Below are 19,004 nucleotides of genomic sequence, written 5' to 3'. Positions count from 1 at the left end.
CGAACTGGCCATGGGGTTGGATTGGTCGTGTGAGCGACTCACCTTATGGGGATCTCGACCGGCCGCCGTTGCACGAGGCGGCGCTCCAGCGGGCGCTCGTCCGCGAGGGCGGGCTGTGGCGGGAGGTCCGCGTGGTGGAGGAGACGGGGTCCACCAACGCCGATCTCGCCGCCCGGACGCGGGAGGGGGCGCCGGAGGGGACCGTGCTGGTCACCGAGGCGCAGACGGCGGGCCGCGGGCGGCTCGGACGGACCTGGACGGCGCCGCCGCGGTCCGGGCTGACCTTCTCGATGCTGCTGCGGCCGCAGGTGCCGGTCTCGCTGCTCGGCTGGGCGTCGCTGCTGACCGGCGTCGCCGTGGCCACCGCCGTCCGGCGGATGACCGCCTGGTCGCAGGCGGCGGAGGGGTTCCTCGGCGAGAGCGGCGACGTGGCCGTGGACGCGCGGCTGAAGTGGCCGAACGACGTGCTGGCCGGGGACCGGAAACTGGCCGGGATCCTCGTCGAGAAGGTCGACGACGGGCTCGTGGTCGGCGTCGGCCTCAACGTCGGGCTGCGCGAGGACGAGCTGCCCGTGCCGACCGCGACGTCCCTCGCGATCGAGGGCGCGCCGCTGAGCGACCGGGCGCCGATACTGCGCGCGGTCCTCCGCGAGTTCGCGACCTGGTACCGGGAGTGGACGGCGCTCGGCGGTGATCCGGAGAGCAGCGGGCTGCGTACCGCGTACAAGGACCTGTGCACGACCCTCGGCCGCCGGGTCAGGGTGGAGCTCCCCGCCGGCGAACGGCTGGACGGGACGGCACGGGACGTGGACGGCGCGGGGCGGCTGGTGGTCGCCGGGACGGGCGGGGACAGCGCGGTCAGTGCCGGCGACGTGGTGCACGTCCGGTGAACGGGGAACGGCGATCCGCGGTCCGGATGTTGACCCGGTTGCTGATCTGCGACGATATGGGCGGGTATCGATCCACGACGCCACCGCCACGGCCCACGGCGGCGGCGCACTGAGGGGCGGAAGATGGCGGCCGGATTGCCGGATCCGAAGGAGATCGAGGAGCTCCTCCTCGGCGGCGAGCTGCGGTACAACCGCGTCGACGCCGTCCGGCTGGCCGGGGTGTCCCGCGAGTTCGCCGGCCGGATCTGGCGGGCGTTCGGCTACCCGTCGATGCCCGACGAGACGATCGCCTACACCGAGGGCGACGTCTCCGCGCTGGACCGCCTCCGCAGGCTCGTCGACGACGGGATCCTGGACGAGGAGGGCGTGGTCCGGCTGGTCCGGGCGTTCGGCCAGACCATGACCCGGCTCGCCGAATGGCAGGTCAACCTGCTGCGGAGCATGCTGACCCACGACCTGGCCGAGACGCCGTCCGCGGAGGCCGTGGACACGGTCGTGGACATCGCCGAGAAGCACATCGGCGAGTTCGAGCCGCTGGTCGTGCACGCCTGGCGGCGGCAGCTCGCCGCCGCCGGGACCCGGGCGCTCGCGGCGGCCGCGACCCGGGACAACGGCGACCCGTCGGGCCGCCCGATGACCACCGTCGGTTTCGCGGACATGGTCTCCTTCACCCAGGTCAGCCGGGAGCTGGAGGAGATCGAGCTGGCGCGCGTGGTGGAGTGGTTCGAGGAGACCGCGGCCGACATCATCGCCACCTGCGGCGGCCGGCTGGTGAAGACGCTCGGCGACGAGGTGCTGTTCAGCGCGGCGACGCCCGAGATCGGCGCGGAGATCGCGCTGACGGTGGCCGCGGCGATCCAGGACGAGACGGAGGTCCCGGACGTGCGGGTCGGCGTCGCGTACGGGCCCGTCCTGCCGCTGATGGGCGACATGTTCGGGACGACCGTCAACCTCGCGGCCCGGCTCACCTCCCTGGCCCGGCCGGGCGCGGTCGTCATCGACGGCGAGCTGGCGGCGCGGCTGGAGGGGGCGCCGGGCTACGACGTCACCCGGATCGTGAAGCGCCCCGTCCGCGGCCTCGGCATCATCCAGCCGTACGTGCTCCGCAGAACGGACCCGCCGGCGCCGTGACGTCAGGCGGGGCTGGGCCCGCCCTCGCCGGGGGAGTCGGTGAGGCGCTGCAGGTAGTTCTGCTCGCCGAGTGCCTGGACGAGGCTGAGCTCGGTCTCCAGGTAGTCGATGTGCTGTTCCTCGTCGGCGAGGATGTCCTCGAAGATCCGGGCGGACGTGACATCGCCGCGCGAGCGCATCAGCTCGATGCCGGGCCGCAGCCGCGCCACGGCCTCCATCTCGATCGCGAGGTCGGCCTCCAGCTGCTCGACGATGTTCTGCCCGATCCGCAGGGTGCCGAGCTTCTGGTAGTTCGGCAGCCCCTCCAGGAACAGGATCCGGTCGGTGAGCCGCTCCGCGTGCCGCATCTCGTCGATGGACTCGTCGCGGGTGTGCCGGGCGATGCGGGTGAAGCCCCAGTTCTCCTGCATCTTGGAGTGCAGGAAGTACTGGTTGATCGCCGTGAGCTCCGCGGTGAGCTGGTCGTTCAGCAGCGCGATGATGTCCTTGTCGCCTTCCATGCGGCCCATGCTTCCATGCGGCCGGGGTTCAGGACAGCACTAACCCCCCGCGGACGCGTGTCCGCCGGGGCCCCGGGCGGCGTTCAGGCGGCGGTGGGCGGGGCGGCCTCGCCGCCGGCGATCTCCGGCAGGGCCGGCGCGGGGACCGCGGGCATCTCGGGAACGGGCGACAGCGACGCCGGGCCGCCGGTCAGGGCGTCCGCCAGTTCGGCGGCCGTCCGGTACTGACTGACCATGGTGTGGATGCGCTTGGTGCAGGAACCGCAGCCCGGCTTGAAGCCGCAGGCCTCCTTGACGGCCTTGGCGGTCGTGCAGCCGTTCGCCATGCAGCCGTGAACGTCGTCCTCGGTGACGGCGTTGCAGATGCAGACGTACATTCCGGTGGAAGACCTTCCGTGCGGCTCATGCTGGTCCGACGCGCCCGACCTGGGCCTGTAAGGACACCCTCATTAAGGTAAGGCTCCCCTAAGGTAGCCGACGAATGTCCGTTCTGGCCAGTGGGGTCCCGATCGGTGTGATCCACCCCTCACGGGGAAGGGCTTCCGGCGTGCGGCCCGGGCCGGTGCGTCGCCCGGCGCCCGGCGCCGCATCGGACGGGAGGGCGGGACAGTGGCTCAGGTTTGGCCGGGCGACGCCTACCCCCTCGGAGCCCGGTTCGACGGCGCGGGGACGAACTTCGCCGTCTTCTCCGAGGTGGCCGACCGTGTGGAGCTGTGCCTGTTCGACGGGCCGGTGGGCAGCGGCGAGGAGACGCGGCTCCCGCTCCCCGAGGTGGACGCCTTCGTGTGGCACGGCTACCTCCCGGGCGTCATGCCGGGGCAGCGGTACGGCTACCGCGTGCACGGCCCTCATGACCCGCGCCGCGGCAGGCGCTGCAACCCGGCGAAGCTGCTCCTCGACCCGTACGCGCAGGCCGTCGAGGGCGAGGTCGACTGGGACGAGTCGTGCTTCGGGTACGACTTCGGCGATCCGTGGTCGCGGAACGACGCCGACTCGGCCGGTCACACGATGCGGTCGGTCGTCGTCAGCCCCTACTTCGACTGGGGGGACGACCGCCCGCCCCGCACCCCGTACCACGAGACGGTGATCTACGAGGCGCACGTCAAGGGCCTCCCCGCCCGGCATCCGGACGTCCCGCCGGCGCTGCGCGGCACGTACGCGGGGCTCGGCCATCCGGTGATCACCGAGCATCTGCGCTCGATCGGGGTGACGGCGGTGGAGCTGATGCCCGTCCACCAGTTCGTCCACGACGACGCGCTGACGAGCCGCGGCCTGCGCAACTACTGGGGCTACAACACGATCGGGTTCTTCGCGCCGCACGCCGAGTACTCCTCGTCCGGGCAGCGGGGCGAGCAGGTGCAGGAGTTCAAGGCGATGGTGAAGGCGCTGCACGGGGCGGGGATCGAGGTGATCCTCGACGTCGTCTACAACCACACCGCCGAGGGCGACCACCTCGGGCCGACGCTGTCGTTCCGCGGCATCGACAACGCCTCGTACTACCGGCTCGCCGACGACGACCCCCGCTACTACACGGACACGACGGGCACCGGCAACAGCCTGCTGATGCGCAGCCCGCACGTGCTGCAACTGATCATGGATTCGCTGCGGTACTGGGTGACCGAGATGCACGTGGACGGGTTCCGGTTCGACCTCGCCGCGACGCTCGCCCGCGAACTGCACGCGGTGGACCGGCTGTCGGCGTTCTTCGACCTCGTCCAGCAGGACCCGGTCGTGTCCCAGGTGAAACTGATCGCCGAGCCGTGGGACATCGGGGAGGGCGGCTACCAGGTCGGCAACTTCCCGCCCCTCTGGACCGAGTGGAACGGCAAGTATCGCGACACCGCGCGCGACTACTGGCGCGGGCAGCCGGGCGCGATGCCCGACTTCGCGTCCAGGCTGACGGGCTCGTCCGACCTGTACGCCGACGACGGCCGCCGTCCCATCGCCTCGATCAACTTCGTGACCTGCCACGACGGGTTCACGTTGCACGACCTCGTGTCCTACGACGCCAAGCACAACGAGGCCAACGGGGAGGGCAACCGGGACGGCAGCAACGACAACCGGTCGTGGAACTGCGGTCACGAGGGCCCGACGGACGACCTGGACGTCGTGTCGCTGCGCGAACGGCAGAAACGCAACTTCCTCACCACGCTGTTCCTGTCGCAGGGCGTCCCGATGCTTCTGCACGGCGACGAGATAGGCCGGACGCAGCGCGGCAACAACAACGCCTACTGCCAGGACAACGAGCTTTCCTGGGTCGACTGGACGGGCCTGCGCGACGACACCTTCTTCGACGAGCGCGGCCCGCTGCTCGACTTCGTCCGGCGTCTGTCCGATCTGCGGACCGGGCATCCGGTGTTCCGCCGCAGGCGGTTCTTCCGCGGCGATCAGCGGACCAGGCGCGCCCGCGCCGGCACGAGCCCCGAGGACCTGCCGGACCTCGTCTGGTTCACGCCCGGCGGGACGGAGATGGCCGACAAGGACTGGTCGGCCGGCTTCAACAAGTCGCTGTACGTGTTCCTGAACGGCGAAGCGATCGGGGAGCCCGACCGGCACGGCCGGCAGGTCAGGGACGACTCCTTCCTGCTGCTGTTCAACGCGCACGACGGGGACCTGCCGTTCACGCTTCCGCCCGCGCCGTACGGGCAGATGTGGATGAAGCTGCTGGACACCGCGGATCCGCTGCTCGCCGAGGAGGAGTCGCCCGTCGTGAAGGCCGGCGAGAACGTGCCGGCCGGCGCCCGCTCCGTCCAGGTCCTGCGCCGGGTCTGAGGGCGTGGAGACGAGCAGATGAACGACGACACGAACGCCGAACCCGTTCCAGAGGAACCGCTTCCCGCCGCCGAACCCCCCGAGGAAACCGTGTCCGAGGACCACAGAGCAGAACAGGCAGACAGAGCCGCCCAAGAAGGCGGAGCCGAACGAGCAGACAGGGCCGTTCCGGAGGAGGACACGCTCGCCGTACCGCCGACCGGCACCTACCGCCTCCAGCTCCGCGGCACCCCCGAGGATCACTTCGGATTCGCCGAGGCCGCCGCGCTGGCTCCCTACCTGGCGTCCCTCGGCGTGTCGCACGTCTACCTGTCGCCGATCCTGCAGGCGGCGCCCGGGTCCACGCACGGCTACGACGTCGTCGACCACTCCCGGCTGTCGGACGAGCTGGGCGGGGCCGAGGCGTTCGGCGCCATGGCGGCCCGGTTCCGCGCGCACGGGCTGCGGGTTCTGGTCGACGTCGTCCCGAACCACATGGCGATCCCGGACCGCCGCGACCTGAACCTGCCGCTCGCGGCGGTCCTGGCGGACGGGCGGGACTCGCCGTTCGCCAAGTGGTTCGACATCGACTGGGACGCGGGCGGGGGCCGGGTCGTCCTGCCCGGCGAGGGCGAGCCCAACTACCGCCGGTTCTTCGACATCTCCGGGCTGATCGGGCTGCGGCAGGAGGACCCCGAGGTCTTCGAGCGCACGCACGCGCTGCTGCTGAGCCTGGTCGAGCAGGGCCAGGTGGACGGCCTGCGCGTCGACCACCCGGACGGTCTCGCCGACCCGCGCGGCTACCTGCGGCGGCTGGCGGAGGCGGCCCCGGACCGCCGGCTGCTCGTCGAGAAGATCACCGAGGGGGAGGAGCGGCTGCCGCCGGACTGGCCGTGCGCCGGCACCACCGGCTACGACGCGCTCGGCATGATCGGCGGGCTGTTCGTCGACCCGGCAGGGGAGAAGCCGCTCACCGACTACTACGTGTCGCTCACGGGCAACCCGGCCGACTTCGCGGAGGTCGAGCACGACGCCCGCCTGTACGCCGCCACACACGGCCTGAAGCCCGAGATCGACCGGCTCTTGCGCGTCCTCCACCGGGTCGTGGGCGAGCGTCGTCCGGGCTTGGAGCAGGCGTTGGTCGAACTGCTGGTAGGCATGCCCGTGTACCGCGCGTACGTAGTGCCAGGAGAGGACGCGCCGCAACAGGCCGTGGACATCCTGAACGAGGCCGCTCACCGTGCACGAGCGCATCTGCCAGAGGACCTGCACGACGACCTTGAGGCTGTCGTGGATCTGGCCCTCGGGCGTGGTGAACGCACCGACGCCGAGTTCATCGTGCGTTTCCAGCAGACGTCGGCTCCGCTCGCCGCCAAGGGCGTGGAAGACACGGCGTTCTACCGGTGGAACCGGATGGCCGCGCTGAACGAGGTGGGTGGCGCCCCTGGGCGGTTCACCGTCAGCCCGGAGGACTTCCACGCGTACTGCATACGGCTCGCACGCGACTGGCCGCTCACGATGACGACGCTGTCCACGCACGACACCAAGCGTGAGGAGGACGTGCGGGCATGGTTGTCCGTGCTGTCGGAACTCCCAGACGAGTGGGCCGAAGCGGTGGAGCGGTGGCGGAACTGGGGTCCGGATGAATCGCCTCTGGAACCGGACCTCGAATACCTGCTCTGGCAGACGCTCGTCGGGGCCTGGCCGCTCACCATCGGCAGGTTGGAAGAGTTCCTCATCAAGGCGATGCGCGAAGCCAAGACGCGCACCTCTTGGATCGACCAGGACCTGGGCTACGAGGAGGCCGTCCTCGCGTATGCGCGCGGCATCCTGGCCGACCCGGACCTGGTCACGGACATGACCGCGTTCGTCGCCAAGCTGGCCCCTTACGCGCGCGTGAACACGCTCGGGCAGAAGTTCGTGCAGCTGGCGATGCCGGGCGTCCCGGACGTCTACCAGGGCTGCGAGCTCACCGGCCTGGCGCTCGTCGATCCCGACAACCGGCGGCCGGTCGACTACGGGCGCCGCCGCGAACATCTGTTCCGGCTCGACACCGGCCGGCAGCCGAAGGAAGTGGACGACGAGAAGCTCCTGGTCACGTCGCGGACTCTGCGGCTCCGGAGGGCGCATCCGGAGTGGTTCGGGCCTGGGGCCCGTCACGAGCCCGTCAGCGCGCGGGGAATCGCGGCCGAGCACGTCGTCGGGTTCGCCCGGGGGGAGGCGGTCGCGCTCGCGACCCGGCTGCCCGTGGGGCTGGAGCGCCGCGGCGGCTGGGGCGGCACGCGGGTGGACGTCCGCCGCCAGGGCTGGCGGGACGTCCTGACCGGCTGCACGCACATGGGCCCGATCCTGGACGCGTCGCGCCTCTTCGAGCACCTGCCCGTCGCGTTGCTCGTCCCCCGGGAGATCGATCGGTGAGCGCCCGGTTCGAGGTGTGGGCGCCGGCCGCCGGACACGTCGAAGTCGTGGCCGGCGGCGCGCGGCATCCCATGGCGGCGCTGCCGTCAGGATGGTGGGAGGCCGAAGTCCCGGCCGCCGAACATGGGACGGACTACGGGTTCGTCTTGGACGGCGCTGCGGAAGTTCTGCCCGACCCGCGCTCGCCGTGGCAGCCCGGCGGCGTCCACGGCCAGAGCCGCGTCTACGACCACGAACGGTTCGCCTGGACCGACCAGCACTGGCATGGCCGTCCGCTCCCCGGGAGCGTCTTGTACGAGATGCACGTGGGCACGTTCACGTCCGAAGGGACGTTCGACGCGGCGACCGAGCGTCTCGACCATCTGGTGGCGCTCGGAATCGACGCCGTCGAACTCCTGCCGGTCGCGTCGTTTCCCGGCCACCACGGATGGGGTTACGACGGCGTTCACCTATGGGCGCCGCACGAGCCGTACGGCGGCCCGGACGGTTTGAAGCGTTTCGTGGACGCCGCCCATGCGCGCGGCCTGGCCGTCGTCCTGGACGTCGTCTACAACCACCTGGGCCCGGACGGGAATCGCCTAGGCGAATACGGGCCGTACTTCACGAGCGCCCATGCCACCCCCTGGGGCGACGCGGTGAACTTCGACCAGGAGGGCTCGGACGAGGTCCGCGCGTTCGTCGTCCAGAACGCGTTGATGTGGCTGCGCGACTATCACTTCGACGGCTTGCGCATCGACGCTGTCCACGCCATCACCGACCACAGCGCGATGCACATCCTGGAAGAGATGGGACGCGCTGTGGCCGCCCAATCGGCGCACCTGGGACGGGCCCTTTTCCTCATCGCGGAATCGGACCTGAACGACCCGCGCCTGGTCGCCGCCAGAGAAGCGGGCGGGTACGGCCTCGACGCCCAGTGGAGCGACGATTTCCACCACTCTCTGCACGCGGCGCTCACCGGTGAAAGGCAGGGCTATTACTGCGATTTCGGTTCGCTGGAAACGCTGAAGAAGGCCCTCACCAGGGTCTTCGTCCACGACGGGACCATGTCCACGTACCGGGGACGGCGTCACGGGCGTCCGGTGAACGTCCAGCAGACCCCTGCGCATCGCTTCCTTGGTTTTCTGCAGAACCACGACCAGGTGGGCAACCGCGCGGCAGGAGACCGTCTGGGAGCCCTTCTGCCCTCTCCCGGCCTGCTCAAGGTGGGCGCGGCGCTTCTCTTGCTCGCCCCGTTCACGCCCATGCTGTTCATGGGCGAGGAATGGGGCGCGTCCACCCCCTGGTGCTACTTCACCGACCACCAGGACCCTGGGCTCGCCCGTGCCGTCAGCGAGGGACGCCGGCGTGAGTTCTCCCGGCACGGCTGGACCGGCGAGGTTCCCGATCCACAGGCTGTGGATACTTTCCGGCGGTCGGTCCTGGACTGGTCCGAGCCGGACCGGCCGGCCAATCGCGACCTGCTGGAATGGCATCGCTCCCTGATCGCGCTGCGCCGGTCCAGGCCCGAGCTGAACGATCCCCGCCTGACCGCGACGAGCGTCGAGGCGGACGACAACGCGGCGCGCTGGCTCATGATGTGGCGCGGCGCCGTCTGCGTGGCCGCGAACCTCGGCGGCCTCCCCGTGCTCCTCCCCGCGTCCCCTCCCGGCGGGGCGCCTCCCCGGCTGCTGCTCGCATCGAACCCGGCAATTCACCTGGACGCCGACGGCATCGGCGATTCCGGAACGGCCGCGGTGGAGCTGCCGGCCGCCTCGGTCGCGGTCCTCGCCTCCTCCGGCGCGGCGGCGGCCGGGGCGTGATGCGGTCTACACCCGGATTCGGCCTGATAAGTGGTGTTCGAGGATGTACTACGAGTGGCAAACCGCAGGTCAAGAGCGCGGCGGCAGCCGGGCAATGTTCAAGAATGGTCATACGATCGGTTCATGACCTCAGTACTGCTCGCCGAGGACGACACGTCCATCTCCGAGCCTCTCGCCCGCGCGCTGCGGCGCGAGGGGTACACCGTCGAAGTCAGCCCGGACGGCCCGCAGGCGCTGGAGCGGGCGCTCGGGGGCGGTGTGGACCTGATCGTCCTTGATCTCGGCCTTCCGGAACTGGACGGCCTTGAGGTGGCCCGGAGGGTACGGGCCGAGGGGCATGGCGTGCCCATCCTGATCCTGACCGCCCGGGCCGACGAGGTCGACACCGTCGTCGGGCTGGACGCGGGCGCCGACGACTACGTGACCAAGCCGTTCCGGCTGGCCGAGCTGCTCGCCCGGGTGCGGGCGCTGCTGCGCCGCGGCAGCACCGAGACCCCGATCGTCCAGGGGGTGCGGATCGACGCCGAGTCGCGCCGCGCCTGGATGGGCGAGCAGGAGCTCCAGCTGACCACCAAGGAGTTCGACCTGCTCCGCGTCCTCGTCCGCGACGCCGGCAAGGTCGTGACCCGCGAACAGATCATGCGCGAGGTGTGGGACACCAACTGGTGGGGTTCCACGAAGACCCTCGACATGCACATTTCCTGGCTGCGCCGCAAGCTCGGCGACGACGCCGGCAGCCCCCGCTACATCACCACGGTGCGGGGCGTCGGCTTCCGGTTCGAGCGCGGCGACTAGCACCGGCCGCCGCGGTCGTGCGGGACGCCGGGGGCCTTCCCGAGAGGCCCCCGGGAACGCGTGCCGCACGGTCCGTGGCCCCACCCTCGAAGGAGCCCTGATGAGGCGCCGACTCCTTCTGTCGACGCTCGCGGTGGCGGTGGTCGCGCTCCTCTTGCTCGGCATACCCCTCGCCTACGCCGCCCAGAAGCTCGTCTACGAGGAGGCCGGCCGGTCGCTCGACCGGGAGGCGTCCTCCATCGCCGGCGGTGTCGGCTTCAGCCTGGAGTCGCACCGGCCCGTCACCGGCGCCGTCATCGCGCGGGAGTACCCGGGCCGGCACATCTCGATCACGATGCCGGACGGCCGGACGGTCACCGCCGGGCCGCCGCGGCGCGGCCGCGTCCTGTCCGCGACCGCGGCGCACGGCGCCGTCCGGGTCCGTGTGTCGCGCCCGGAGGCGCAGGTCCAGGGCGCCGCGCTGCGGCTGATCCTGCTGGTCGGGAGCCTGGCCCTGCTCGGCGTCGCCGTCACCGTCGGGCTGGCGATGATGCAGGCCCGCAAGCTGATCCTGCCGCTGGTCGACCTCGCCGAGACCGCCGACCGGCTGGGCAGCGGCAACGCCCGCCCGCGTCCCCGCCGCTACGGCATCCCGGAGGTCGACCGGGTCGCCGAGCAGCTGGACCGCAGCGCCGTCCGCATCACCCAGCTGCTCATCGCCAGCCGCGGCTTCGCGGCCGACGCCAGCCACCAGCTGCGCACCCCGCTGACCGCGCTGTCGATGCGGCTGGAGGAGATGATCGAGGCGGCCGACTATCCGGACGTCGTCCGGGAGGAGGGCGCCGCGGCGGTCGCGCAGGCCGAACGGCTCGTCGCGGTCGTCGAGCAGCTGCTCGCCCGCGCCCGGCACGACCGGGCCGGCGGTGTCGTCCCGGCCCCGATCGACGAGATCATCGCCCAGCAGGTCGAGGAGTGGCGGCCGAGCTTCCGCAAGGCGGGCCGGAACGTCCGGATCATCGGGGAGCAGGGCCTCGTCGGCATGACCAACCCCGAGGGCCTCTCCCAGATCGTCGCCACCCTCCTGGAGAACGCGCTGACGCACGGCGCCGGGATGGTGACCATCCACACCAAACCGGGCGCGAACTCGGTGGTGGTCGAGGTCGGGGACGAGGGCGACGGGATCCCGTCCGAGCTGGCGCCCCGCATCTTCGAACGCAGCATCAGCGGCGGCCGCGGCACCGGGCTCGGCCTCTACCTGGCCCAGTCCCTGGCGGTGATGGACGGCGGACGCCTGGAGCTGAAGCAGACCCGGCCCGCGGTGTTCAGCGTCTTCCTCCGCCAGCCGGCCGAGGCCCTCCTGGCCTCCCAGCCCGTGGTGATGGGCCCCACCTGACGGACGGGCGGCGCCGCCGTTCGCGGGGGCGCCGTTCAGATCTCGGCGTAGTCCTCGGCGGCGCGGGCGTCTAGGGGGTGGCCGATGTGGTGTGACGGGTGCCGTCCGTTGACCGCGCGGGTCGCGCCCGGGCCGTCGAAGACGGACTCCGCGGCGGGCGCCGAGGGCGCCTCGGGGAGGCCGGACGCGGGGTCGACCGGCTGGGCGGTCGCCGGCAGGAACACCCACTTCTTGTACGACCAGAAGCGGAACAGCGTCGCCACGCCGGTGCCGATGACCAGCGCGATGTTGAAGAACACGTTTCCGTGCAGCCCGAGGACGTAGCGGGTGAAGCCGATGAACAGCTCGGTGATCACCAGGCCGACGCCGTTCAGCGCGAAGAACAGCACGTACTCGCGGCCGAGGCCGGTGCGGTCGCGGTGCCGGAACGTCCAGTAGCGGTTCGCCAGGTAGGCGAACGTCGTCGCGGTCACCGTGGCGACGGCGAAGGACGTCAGCGGGCCCACCCCGAGGCCGCCGTGCAAGCCGTTGCTGACCGCGACCGTGATGACGAACGCGATGGCGCCGACGCTCCCGAACTGGGCGACTTCCCGCCTGAGATGCGCGAACTGCCGGTTGAGATTGGCGACCAGGCTCACGAAGGAGAACCGTCCTTCCGGACTTCGTCTGTACGCAACGGGCTGCGCGGCGGGTACTGCGGAGGCACCACGAGGATAGACGCCCGTGGCCTGTGAGACGTCGGAACATGAACGTTCCACGCTCTCCAGGCGTTCCCTGCCCATTGCCGAGATCCCCACACACGTTCGACGCCGCGGCCGCCTGATCCGTTCGCTCCGCCCGGCCGATAGCCTTTCGACGTGAAGGTTCAGCGTTCCACGAGGGGGGGCGACCCCCCACGCCCCCCGGCCCGGCTCCGCCGGGAGGATATGCCCGTCGTCGGTATGGCGGGCGGGGGCCAGCTGGCCCGGATGACCCAGCAGGCCGCGATCGCGCTCGGCGTGTCGCTGCGCGTGCTCGCCGGAGCACCGGACGACTCGGCCGCCAAGGTCGTCTCCGACACGCGGATCGGGAACGACCGGTCGCTCGACGACCTGGCGGCCTTCGCCAAGGGCTGTGACGTCGTGACGTTCGATCACGAGCACGTTCCAGGGCCGCACATCGAGGAGCTGGAGAAGTCCGGCGTCCCGTGCCGTCCCGGATCGGCGGCCCTGGCGCACGCGCAGGACAAGCTCGTCATGCGCGAGAGGCTCGCCGGCCTCGGCGTTCCGTGCCCCGCCTACGCGCACGTGCCGCCGTCCGCGCCGCTGGCGTTCCTGGAGGCGTTCGCCCGGGAGCACGGCTGGCCGCTGGTCCTCAAGGCGACGCGCGGCGGCTACGACGGCAAGGGCGTCTGGCTGGTCGAGAACCTCGACCGCGAGGCGTACGAGCTCGTCCAGCGGCTGCTGTCCGGGGGCGTCGACCTGATGGTGGAGCAGCACGTCCCGTTCGAGCGGGAGCTGGCCGCGCTCGTCGCGCGCTCCCCGTACGGGCAGGGCGCCGCGTATCCGGTCGTCGAGACCGTCCAGGAGGGCGGGATCTGCGTCGAGGTGATCTCGCCGGCGCCCGGTCTGCCCAGGGAGCTGGCCGCCGAGGCGCAGAGCCTCGCCCTCCGCGTCGCGGACGAGCTGGACGTCGTCGGCCTTCTCGCGGTCGAGCTCTTCCAGACCGGGGACGGGCTGCTGGTGAACGAGCTGGCCATGCGCCCGCACAACTCCGGCCACTGGACGATCGAGGGCGCGCGGACCTCCCAGTTCGAGCAGCACCTCCGGGCCGTCCTCGACCTGCCGCTCGGCTCCACCGAGCCGACCGCCCCGTTCACGGTCATGGCCAACGTGCTCGGCGGCGACGACCCGGACGTGTACTCCCGCTACATCCACGTGATGGCGCACGACCCGGCGGTCAAGGTGCACATGTACGGCAAGGAGTCCCGCCCGGGACGCAAGATCGGCCATGTGACGGCCCTCGGCGACGATCTCGCCGAGGTCCGCGAGCGGGCCCGGCACGCCGCCGGCTACCTGCGTTGGGGAACCGAGATCAAGGAGCACATGTGAGCGATCCGGTCGTCGGTGTGGTGATGGGCAGCGACTCGGACTGGCCCGTGATGGAGGGCGCCGCGCAGGCGCTCACCGAGTTCGGCGTCCCCTACGAGGCGGACGTCGTGTCCGCGCACCGCATGCCGCACGACATGATCGCCTACGGGGAGGACGCGGCGGCCCGCGGCCTGCGCGTGATCATCGCGGGCGCGGGCGGCGCCGCGCACCTGCCCGGCATGCTCGCGTCGGTGACGCCGCTGCCGGTGATCGGCGTGCCCGTGCCGCTGAAGTACCTGGACGGGATGGACTCGCTGCTGTCGATCGTCCAGATGCCCGCCGGGGTCCCGGTCGCGACGGTCGCGGTCGGCGCGGCGCGCAACGCCGGGCTGCTGGCCGTCCGGATCCTGGCCGCGGCCGACGAGGACCTGCAGGCCAAGATGAAGGTGTTCCAGCAGGACCTCTACGGCCAGGCCAAGGCGAAGGGCGCGCGGCTCCGCGAGCGGCGCTGAGCCGCGCTCAGCGCCGCAGCGCCCACTCGACGGCGGGGCAGCGGTCCATCACGACGTCGAGCCCGGCGTCCCGGGCACGCCGGGCCGCCGCCTCGTCGATCACCTGGAGCGGCAGCCACACCGCCTTCGCGCCCGCGGCGATCGCCTCGTCCACCGCCTGCCCGGCGTGCTCGGCGCGGCGGTACACGCCCACCACGTCCACCTCGGCGGGGTCCGGGACGTCGGCGAGGGAGGCGTACCCCTGCTCGCCGAGCACCTCCGGCGCCGCCGGATGGACGGGAATGATCCGCTTCCCGCGTTGCTGCATGAGCCGGGCCTGGTTGTAGACCTCGCGTGCGGGATTGTCGCCGAGCCCGACGAACGCCCACGTCCTGGACTCGTTCAGCAGCCGGCGGATCACGGCCTGGTCGGCGAAGTCAGCGCTCATGCCCGGCACAACACCGCCCGCCGCCCCTTGGTTCCCGGCTCACGGGCGCCCGAGGGCCCGGTAGTTCCAGCCGGCCGCGCGCCACCGCTCGGGGTCGAGCGCGTTGCGCCCGTCCACGATGTTGCGTTCCGCGACGACCTCGGCGACCTCGTACGGGTCCATGCCCCGGAACTCCGCCCACTCGGTCAGCAGCAGGACCGCATGGGCGTCCTGGACGGCATGCAGGGCCGAGTCGCCGTAGTCCAGGGTCGGGTGGGCGCGGCGCGCGTTCCGCATGGCCTGCGGGTCGTACACCGTCACCTTGGCGCCCTGGGCGCGTATCGACGCGGCCACGTCCAGCGCGGGGGAGTCGCGCACGTCGTCGGAGTTGGGCTTGAACGCGGCGCCGAGGACGCCGACCGTCCGGCCGACGAAGGAGCCGCCCAGCAGCTGCCGGGCGAGGTCCACCATGCGGATCCGCCGCCGGATGTTGATCTCGTCGACCTCGCGGAGGAAGGTGAGCGCCTGGTCGGCGCCGAGCTCGCCCGCCCGGGCCATGAACGCGCGGATGTCCTTGGGCAGGCAGCCGCCGCCGAACCCGAGCCCGGGGCCGAGGAACTTGCCGCCGATCCGGTCGTCGTACGACAGCGCCTCCGAGAGCTTCGTCACATCGGCGTGCGCCGCCTCGCAGACCTCCGCCATCGCGTTGATGAAGGAGATCTTGGTCGCGAGGAACGCGTTCGCCGACACCTTGACCAGCTCGGCCGTGGGGAAGTCCGCGGTGATGAACGGCGTGCCCTCGGAGATCATCGTCCGGTAGACCTCGCGGAGGACCTTCTCGGCGTGCTCGGCGGCGCCCTGCTCGGCGGGCAGCCCGGCCACGATCCGGTCGGGGTGCAGGGTGTCCTGGACGGCGAACCCCTCGCGCAGGAACTCCGGATTCCACGCCAGCACGGCGTCGCCGCCCGCCGGCGCCGTCCGGGCGAGCACCTCGGCCAGCCGCGCGGCCGTCCCCACCGGCACGGTCGACTTCCCGACGACCAGACAGGGCCGCTGCAGCAGGGGCGCGAGCGTCGCGACGGCGTCGTCCACGTACCTGAGGTCGGCCGCGTACTCCCCGGCCTTCTGCGGGGTGCCGACGCACAGGAAGTGGACGTCGCCGAACTCGGCGATCTCCTCGTAGGACGTGGTGAACCGCAGCCGCCCGGTCTCCAGCCCCCTGCGCAGCACGGGTTCGAGGCCGGGTTCGTAGACGGGCAGGTCACCGGCCGAGAGCCGCGCGATCTTCTCCGCGTCCACGTCGAGACCGAGCACCTCGAAGCCCAGATCGGCCATGCACGCCGCATGGGTGGCGCCGAGGTAACCGGTTCCGATGACCGTCAGCCGGTGGGACAAGACCTGCTCCTCTCGATTCGCCGCCGCCGACAAGCGGCCTTACTGCACACGTGCCCACTGCGCGCGGACACCTGCGTCGCCCGCACATACCTACTGGCGGGTAGCATCTGCGGCATGAGTTCTGACTTTCCCGCGTACGCGCCGTCGGAGGAGCATGAGCTGTTGCGGCGGACGGTGCGTGAGCTGGCCGATGCCAAGATCGCTCCTTTCGCGGCGGAGGTGGACGAGGAGTCCCGGTTCCCGCGTGAGGCCTTGGACGCTCTGGTCGCCAATGGTCTGCACGCGGTGCACGTGCCCGAATCGTACGGGGGTGCGGGGGCTGATGCGCTCGCGACGGTGATCGTGATCGAGGAGGTCGCGCGGGCGTGTGCGTCCTCGTCGTTGATTCCGGCGGTGAACAAGCTGGGCACGGTGCCGGTGCTGCTGGCGGGTTCGGAGGAGCTCAAGAAGAGGTTCCTGGCGCCGGTGGCGCGGGGGGAGGCGATGTTCTCCTATGCGTTGTCGGAGGCGGATGCGGGGTCGGATGCGGCGGGGATGAAGACCCGTGCGGTGCGTGATGGTGGGCATTGGGTGTTGAACGGCACCAAGATGTGGATCACCAATGCGGGGGTGTCGCAGTTCTACACGGTGATGGCGGTGACCGATCCGTCGGCGGGGGCGCGGGGGATTTCGGCGTTCGTGGTGGAGGCGGCCGATGCGGGGGTGTCGTTCGGGCCGAAGGAGCGCAAGCTGGGGATCAAGGGGTCGCCGACCCGGCAGGTGATCTTGGAGGATGTGCGGGTTCCGGCGGATCGGATCATCGGGGAGCCGGGGACGGGGTTCAAGACGGCGCTGGCGACGTTGGACCACACCCGGATCACGATCGCGGCGCAGGCGCTGGGGATCGCGCAGGGTGCGTTGGATTTCGCGGTGGGGTATGTGCAGGAGCGCCGTCAGTTCGGCCGGCCGGTCGCCGATTTCCAGGGTGTGCAGTTCATGCTGGCCGACATGGCGATGCGCCTGGAGGGTGCCCGGCAGTTGACCTACCACGCGGCGGTCAAGTCCGAGCGGGCGATGCGGGGGGAGCGGGTGGCGGATCTGACGTTGGTGTCCTCGGCGTGCAAGGCGCTGGCCTCGGATGTGGCGATGGATGTGACCACGGATGCGGTGCAGTTGCTGGGCGGGTATGGGTACACGCGCGAGTTCCCGGTGGAGCGGATGATGCGCGACGCCAAGATCACCCAGATCTACGAGGGCACCAACCAGATCCAGCGCATGGTCATCGCCCGCCAACTCCTCAAATAACCGGCAGCCGCACTTCTCCGTCGCGTAGGGCGTGGTGCGGGACGCAGCGCGTCGAGCTCGCCGCCGACCCTGGACCCGTCACCGACCCGGGGGACGGGTGTGGTGCCCGTCCCCCGTTCGCGGGTCAGTCGTGGGAGATGTTGAGGATCATGCTGCCGTCCTTGGCCCGGTGCGGACGGAGCGAGATGCCGTTGTAGACGGCGGTGGAGTTGGGCCAGGCCGCGTCGACCGAGGTGGTCATGTTCGAGCCGCGGCCGCGGATCACGAAGATGACCTGGCTGCCGCGCAGCTTGACGTGGATCGGGTCCAGCCCGTACTTGCGGTCGAGCGTGATCTTCTCGCCGCCCTTGATCTGGACCTGGCAGTCCGCGTCCCGGCAGGCCGAGAGGTCGGTGCCGTCCTTGGCGACCGGCTTGGCCTTGGGCGCCGCCGCCTTGGGCGCCGCCGGGTCCTGCTGCGCGGCGTTCGGGTCGGGTGCGGCGTCCTGGTCGAGCGCTCCGCTCAGGTCGGGCAGTGCGTTCGCGTCCGGCGCCGCCTTCGGGTCCGGCGCGGCGTTCGGGTCGGGCGCCGCCATCGGGTCGGGCGCCGTCTTCGAGTCGGGCGCCGTCTTCGGGTCCGGCACGGGCTTCGCGTCGGACGCGGAGTTCTCGTGCGGCGGGGACGGCGGCGGCGCCGTGAACGAGGCGTTCGCCGCGGCGGCGACGCCGCCGGTGAGCGCGGCCGAGATGGCGGCGGCCGTGGTGAGCAGGCCGAGCATCCTTGTCGACATCCTGTGACTCCTGAGAAGTGGCTTCTCTCTGTCGCGGTATTGCTACCCAGAGTAGTCGATCAAGAACGTACAGTTATGATCAAGGTTCTTGGTGGCGTGTTCAGGCGGACGCCCGCTCGTCCACCAGGAGGGTCTGCATGACCCGGCCGATCTCGCCGGAACGGTCTGCGAGGGTTGCCTGGCAGAGCGCGCTCCCGCCCGGGGCGGCGTCCAGCGACGCGGCCATGCACAGCCACTCGCCGACGGGGTCGCGGTGCAGGGCGACGGTCACGTCCGTGTTGATGATCAGCCACTTGGACAGGTCGAGCTGGCTGCCGATGCCGGACGCGCTGTCGGCGAGGGTGAGGGCGCGGACTAGGGGCGTGTCGGACTCGCCGGCGACCAGCGGGATGCGGGAGCGCGCCCAGGTGGTGCCGGGGCCGGGTTCGGCGAAGCCGCCGTCGAGAAGCCGCCATTCCATCGCGGCGAGGTAGCCGCCCGTATGGAGATCGCTCCAGTCTCCGAACGGGCGCGTCGCGTCGGGGAGGGGCGGCGGCATCGGGCCGTGGGCGACGGCTTCCAGATGGGCGGGGGCGGCCATGATCCGCCAGGCGGTGGCGTGGACGACCGGCCGGCCATCGTGGGTGATCCGGCCTTCGAGGAACGCGATCCGCCTGCCCGGGCGGACGACGCGGACGTCGACGTCGAGCTCCGCCACCGGCACCGGGCTGAGGATCTCGACCGTCACCCGCGCCACCCGGGTGCCGGGGACGGGGTCGTGCCGTTCGAAGGCACGTCCGATCAGCGCCGACACCGGGCCGCCGTGCTGGAGGCCTGGCGACCAAGGCCCTGCGGTGGCGGGGGTGCTGGCGAATCGCCCGTCCCCGAGCGGCTCGTAGAACGACTCGGCGGGCACGTCCTCGGTCATGCCTAG

17 protein-coding genes are annotated in these 19,004 nt (G+C 71.4%); 10 read left to right on the top strand and 7 right to left on the bottom strand.

The window, feature by feature from the left end:
- Nucleotides 1-29 precede the first annotated feature (29 nt).
- A complete protein-coding gene (locus ACQPZP_RS38100) occupies nucleotides 30-890 on the top strand; it encodes a biotin--[acetyl-CoA-carboxylase] ligase (protein ID WP_433474505.1) in 861 nt (286 codons plus the stop codon).
- Nucleotides 891-1,013: 123 nt separating this feature from the next.
- Complete coding sequence (locus ACQPZP_RS38095; RefSeq protein ID WP_433474504.1) at nucleotides 1,014-2,021, top strand: adenylate/guanylate cyclase domain-containing protein; 1,008 nt, start codon at nucleotides 1,014-1,016, stop codon at nucleotides 2,019-2,021.
- A 2-nt stretch (nucleotides 2,022-2,023) separates the two neighbouring features.
- Here the strand turns inward: ACQPZP_RS38095 and bfr are convergent, their stop codons facing one another.
- Nucleotides 2,024-2,521 carry a bacterioferritin gene (gene bfr / locus ACQPZP_RS38090; protein ID WP_433464508.1) on the bottom strand — a complete coding sequence of 166 codons (498 nt, stop codon included), beginning with the start codon at nucleotides 2,519-2,521 and terminating at the stop codon, nucleotides 2,024-2,026.
- Between the two features lie 83 nt (nucleotides 2,522-2,604).
- A complete protein-coding gene (locus tag ACQPZP_RS38085) occupies nucleotides 2,605-2,898 on the bottom strand; it encodes a (2Fe-2S)-binding protein (RefSeq protein ID WP_433474503.1) in 294 nt (97 codons plus the stop codon).
- Between the two features lie 232 nt (nucleotides 2,899-3,130).
- Here ACQPZP_RS38085 and glgX point away from each other — a divergent pair, with 232 nt between their 5' ends.
- The 5 genes from glgX to ACQPZP_RS38060 all read left to right on the top strand — a co-directional run bounded on the left by glgX (nucleotide 3,131) and on the right by ACQPZP_RS38060 (nucleotide 11,656).
- Nucleotides 3,131-5,293 carry a glycogen debranching protein GlgX gene (gene glgX, locus ACQPZP_RS38080; protein ID WP_433474502.1) on the top strand — a complete coding sequence of 721 codons (2,163 nt, stop codon included), beginning with the start codon at nucleotides 3,131-3,133 and terminating at the stop codon, nucleotides 5,291-5,293.
- A gap of 18 nt (nucleotides 5,294-5,311) precedes the next feature.
- Nucleotides 5,312-7,690, top strand: coding sequence for a malto-oligosyltrehalose synthase (gene treY / locus ACQPZP_RS38075; protein ID WP_433474501.1), 2,379 nt, complete (start codon nucleotides 5,312-5,314; stop codon nucleotides 7,688-7,690).
- Complete coding sequence (gene treZ, locus ACQPZP_RS38070; RefSeq protein WP_433474500.1) at nucleotides 7,687-9,489, top strand: malto-oligosyltrehalose trehalohydrolase; 1,803 nt, start codon at nucleotides 7,687-7,689, stop codon at nucleotides 9,487-9,489. Before treY ends, treZ begins: the two co-directional genes overlap by 4 nt.
- 123 nt (nucleotides 9,490-9,612) lie before the next feature.
- Entirely contained in the window at nucleotides 9,613-10,284 is a 672-nt protein-coding gene (locus tag ACQPZP_RS38065) for a response regulator transcription factor (RefSeq protein WP_026402549.1), read from the top strand.
- Nucleotides 10,285-10,384: 100 nt separating this feature from the next.
- On the top strand, nucleotides 10,385-11,656 hold the full coding sequence (locus tag ACQPZP_RS38060; RefSeq protein ID WP_433474499.1) for an ATP-binding protein: 1,272 nt from the start codon (nucleotides 10,385-10,387) through the stop codon (nucleotides 11,654-11,656).
- A gap of 35 nt (nucleotides 11,657-11,691) precedes the next feature.
- On the opposite strand, the gene ACQPZP_RS38055 is transcribed toward ACQPZP_RS38060, so the two are convergent.
- Nucleotides 11,692-12,294: a GtrA family protein gene (locus tag ACQPZP_RS38055; RefSeq protein WP_433474498.1), complete on the bottom strand. Its 603-nt coding sequence runs from the start codon at nucleotides 12,292-12,294 to the stop codon at nucleotides 11,692-11,694.
- A 288-nt stretch (nucleotides 12,295-12,582) separates the two neighbouring features.
- Here ACQPZP_RS38055 and ACQPZP_RS38050 point away from each other — a divergent pair, with 288 nt between their 5' ends.
- Together ACQPZP_RS38050 and purE are read left to right on the top strand one after the other, a co-directional pair.
- On the top strand, nucleotides 12,583-13,746 hold the full coding sequence (locus tag ACQPZP_RS38050) for a 5-(carboxyamino)imidazole ribonucleotide synthase (RefSeq protein WP_433474497.1): 1,164 nt from the start codon (nucleotides 12,583-12,585) through the stop codon (nucleotides 13,744-13,746).
- A gap of 23 nt (nucleotides 13,747-13,769) precedes the next feature.
- On the top strand, nucleotides 13,770-14,237 hold the full coding sequence (purE, locus tag ACQPZP_RS38045; protein ID WP_433470136.1) for a 5-(carboxyamino)imidazole ribonucleotide mutase: 468 nt from the start codon (nucleotides 13,770-13,772) through the stop codon (nucleotides 14,235-14,237).
- A 7-nt stretch (nucleotides 14,238-14,244) separates the two neighbouring features.
- Here the strand turns inward: purE and ACQPZP_RS38040 are convergent, their stop codons facing one another.
- Nucleotides 14,245-14,664 (bottom strand): CoA-binding protein, encoded by a 420-nt coding sequence (locus tag ACQPZP_RS38040; RefSeq protein ID WP_433474496.1) that lies wholly within the window; start codon nucleotides 14,662-14,664, stop codon nucleotides 14,245-14,247.
- 39 nt (nucleotides 14,665-14,703) lie between these two features.
- Nucleotides 14,704-16,038 (bottom strand): UDP-glucose dehydrogenase family protein, encoded by a 1,335-nt coding sequence (locus tag ACQPZP_RS38035; protein WP_433474495.1) that lies wholly within the window; start codon nucleotides 16,036-16,038, stop codon nucleotides 14,704-14,706.
- Between the two features lie 114 nt (nucleotides 16,039-16,152).
- Here ACQPZP_RS38035 and ACQPZP_RS38030 point away from each other — a divergent pair, with 114 nt between their 5' ends.
- Nucleotides 16,153-17,322 (top strand): acyl-CoA dehydrogenase, encoded by a 1,170-nt coding sequence (locus ACQPZP_RS38030; RefSeq protein WP_433474494.1) that lies wholly within the window; start codon nucleotides 16,153-16,155, stop codon nucleotides 17,320-17,322.
- 124 nt (nucleotides 17,323-17,446) lie between these two features.
- Here ACQPZP_RS38030 and ACQPZP_RS38025 read toward each other — a convergent pair whose 3' ends face one another.
- Entirely contained in the window at nucleotides 17,447-18,091 is a 645-nt protein-coding gene (locus tag ACQPZP_RS38025; RefSeq protein ID WP_433474493.1) for a hypothetical protein, read from the bottom strand.
- Nucleotides 18,092-18,191: 100 nt separating this feature from the next.
- Nucleotides 18,192-18,998: a thioesterase family protein gene (locus tag ACQPZP_RS38020; protein WP_433474492.1), complete on the bottom strand. Its 807-nt coding sequence runs from the start codon at nucleotides 18,996-18,998 to the stop codon at nucleotides 18,192-18,194.
- Between the last annotated feature and the right edge of the window lie 6 nt (nucleotides 18,999-19,004).

It is taken from the genome of Spirillospora sp. CA-142024, from assembly GCF_050942325.1.
In the GTDB taxonomy this organism is placed as follows: Bacteria; Actinomycetota; Actinomycetes; order Streptosporangiales; family Streptosporangiaceae; genus Spirillospora.
Note: the sequence above shows the minus strand (reverse complement) of the source record. Positions and strands in the feature narration are given on the sequence as shown.

Coding starts and splice junctions, on each gene's coding strand:
- ACQPZP_RS38050 (WP_433474497.1), top strand. CDS start 12,583: ATGCCCGTCGTCGGTATGGCGGGCGGGGGCCAGCTGGCCCGGATGACC.
- ACQPZP_RS38040 (WP_433474496.1), bottom strand. CDS start 14,664: ATGAGCGCTGACTTCGCCGACCAGGCCGTGATCCGCCGGCTGCTGAAC.
- ACQPZP_RS38095 (WP_433474504.1), top strand. CDS start 1,014: ATGGCGGCCGGATTGCCGGATCCGAAGGAGATCGAGGAGCTCCTCCTC.
- ACQPZP_RS38060 (WP_433474499.1), top strand. CDS start 10,385: ATGAGGCGCCGACTCCTTCTGTCGACGCTCGCGGTGGCGGTGGTCGCG.
- ACQPZP_RS38020 (WP_433474492.1), bottom strand. CDS start 18,998: ATGACCGAGGACGTGCCCGCCGAGTCGTTCTACGAGCCGCTCGGGGAC.
- ACQPZP_RS38025 (WP_433474493.1), bottom strand. CDS start 18,091: ATGTCGACAAGGATGCTCGGCCTGCTCACCACGGCCGCCGCCATCTCG.
- treY (WP_433474501.1), top strand. CDS start 5,312: ATGAACGACGACACGAACGCCGAACCCGTTCCAGAGGAACCGCTTCCC.
- bfr (WP_433464508.1), bottom strand. CDS start 2,521: ATGGAAGGCGACAAGGACATCATCGCGCTGCTGAACGACCAGCTCACC.
- ACQPZP_RS38085 (WP_433474503.1), bottom strand. CDS start 2,898: ATGTACGTCTGCATCTGCAACGCCGTCACCGAGGACGACGTTCACGGC.
- ACQPZP_RS38065 (WP_026402549.1), top strand. CDS start 9,613: ATGACCTCAGTACTGCTCGCCGAGGACGACACGTCCATCTCCGAGCCT.
- ACQPZP_RS38030 (WP_433474494.1), top strand. CDS start 16,153: ATGAGTTCTGACTTTCCCGCGTACGCGCCGTCGGAGGAGCATGAGCTG.
- purE (WP_433470136.1), top strand. CDS start 13,770: ATGGGCAGCGACTCGGACTGGCCCGTGATGGAGGGCGCCGCGCAGGCG.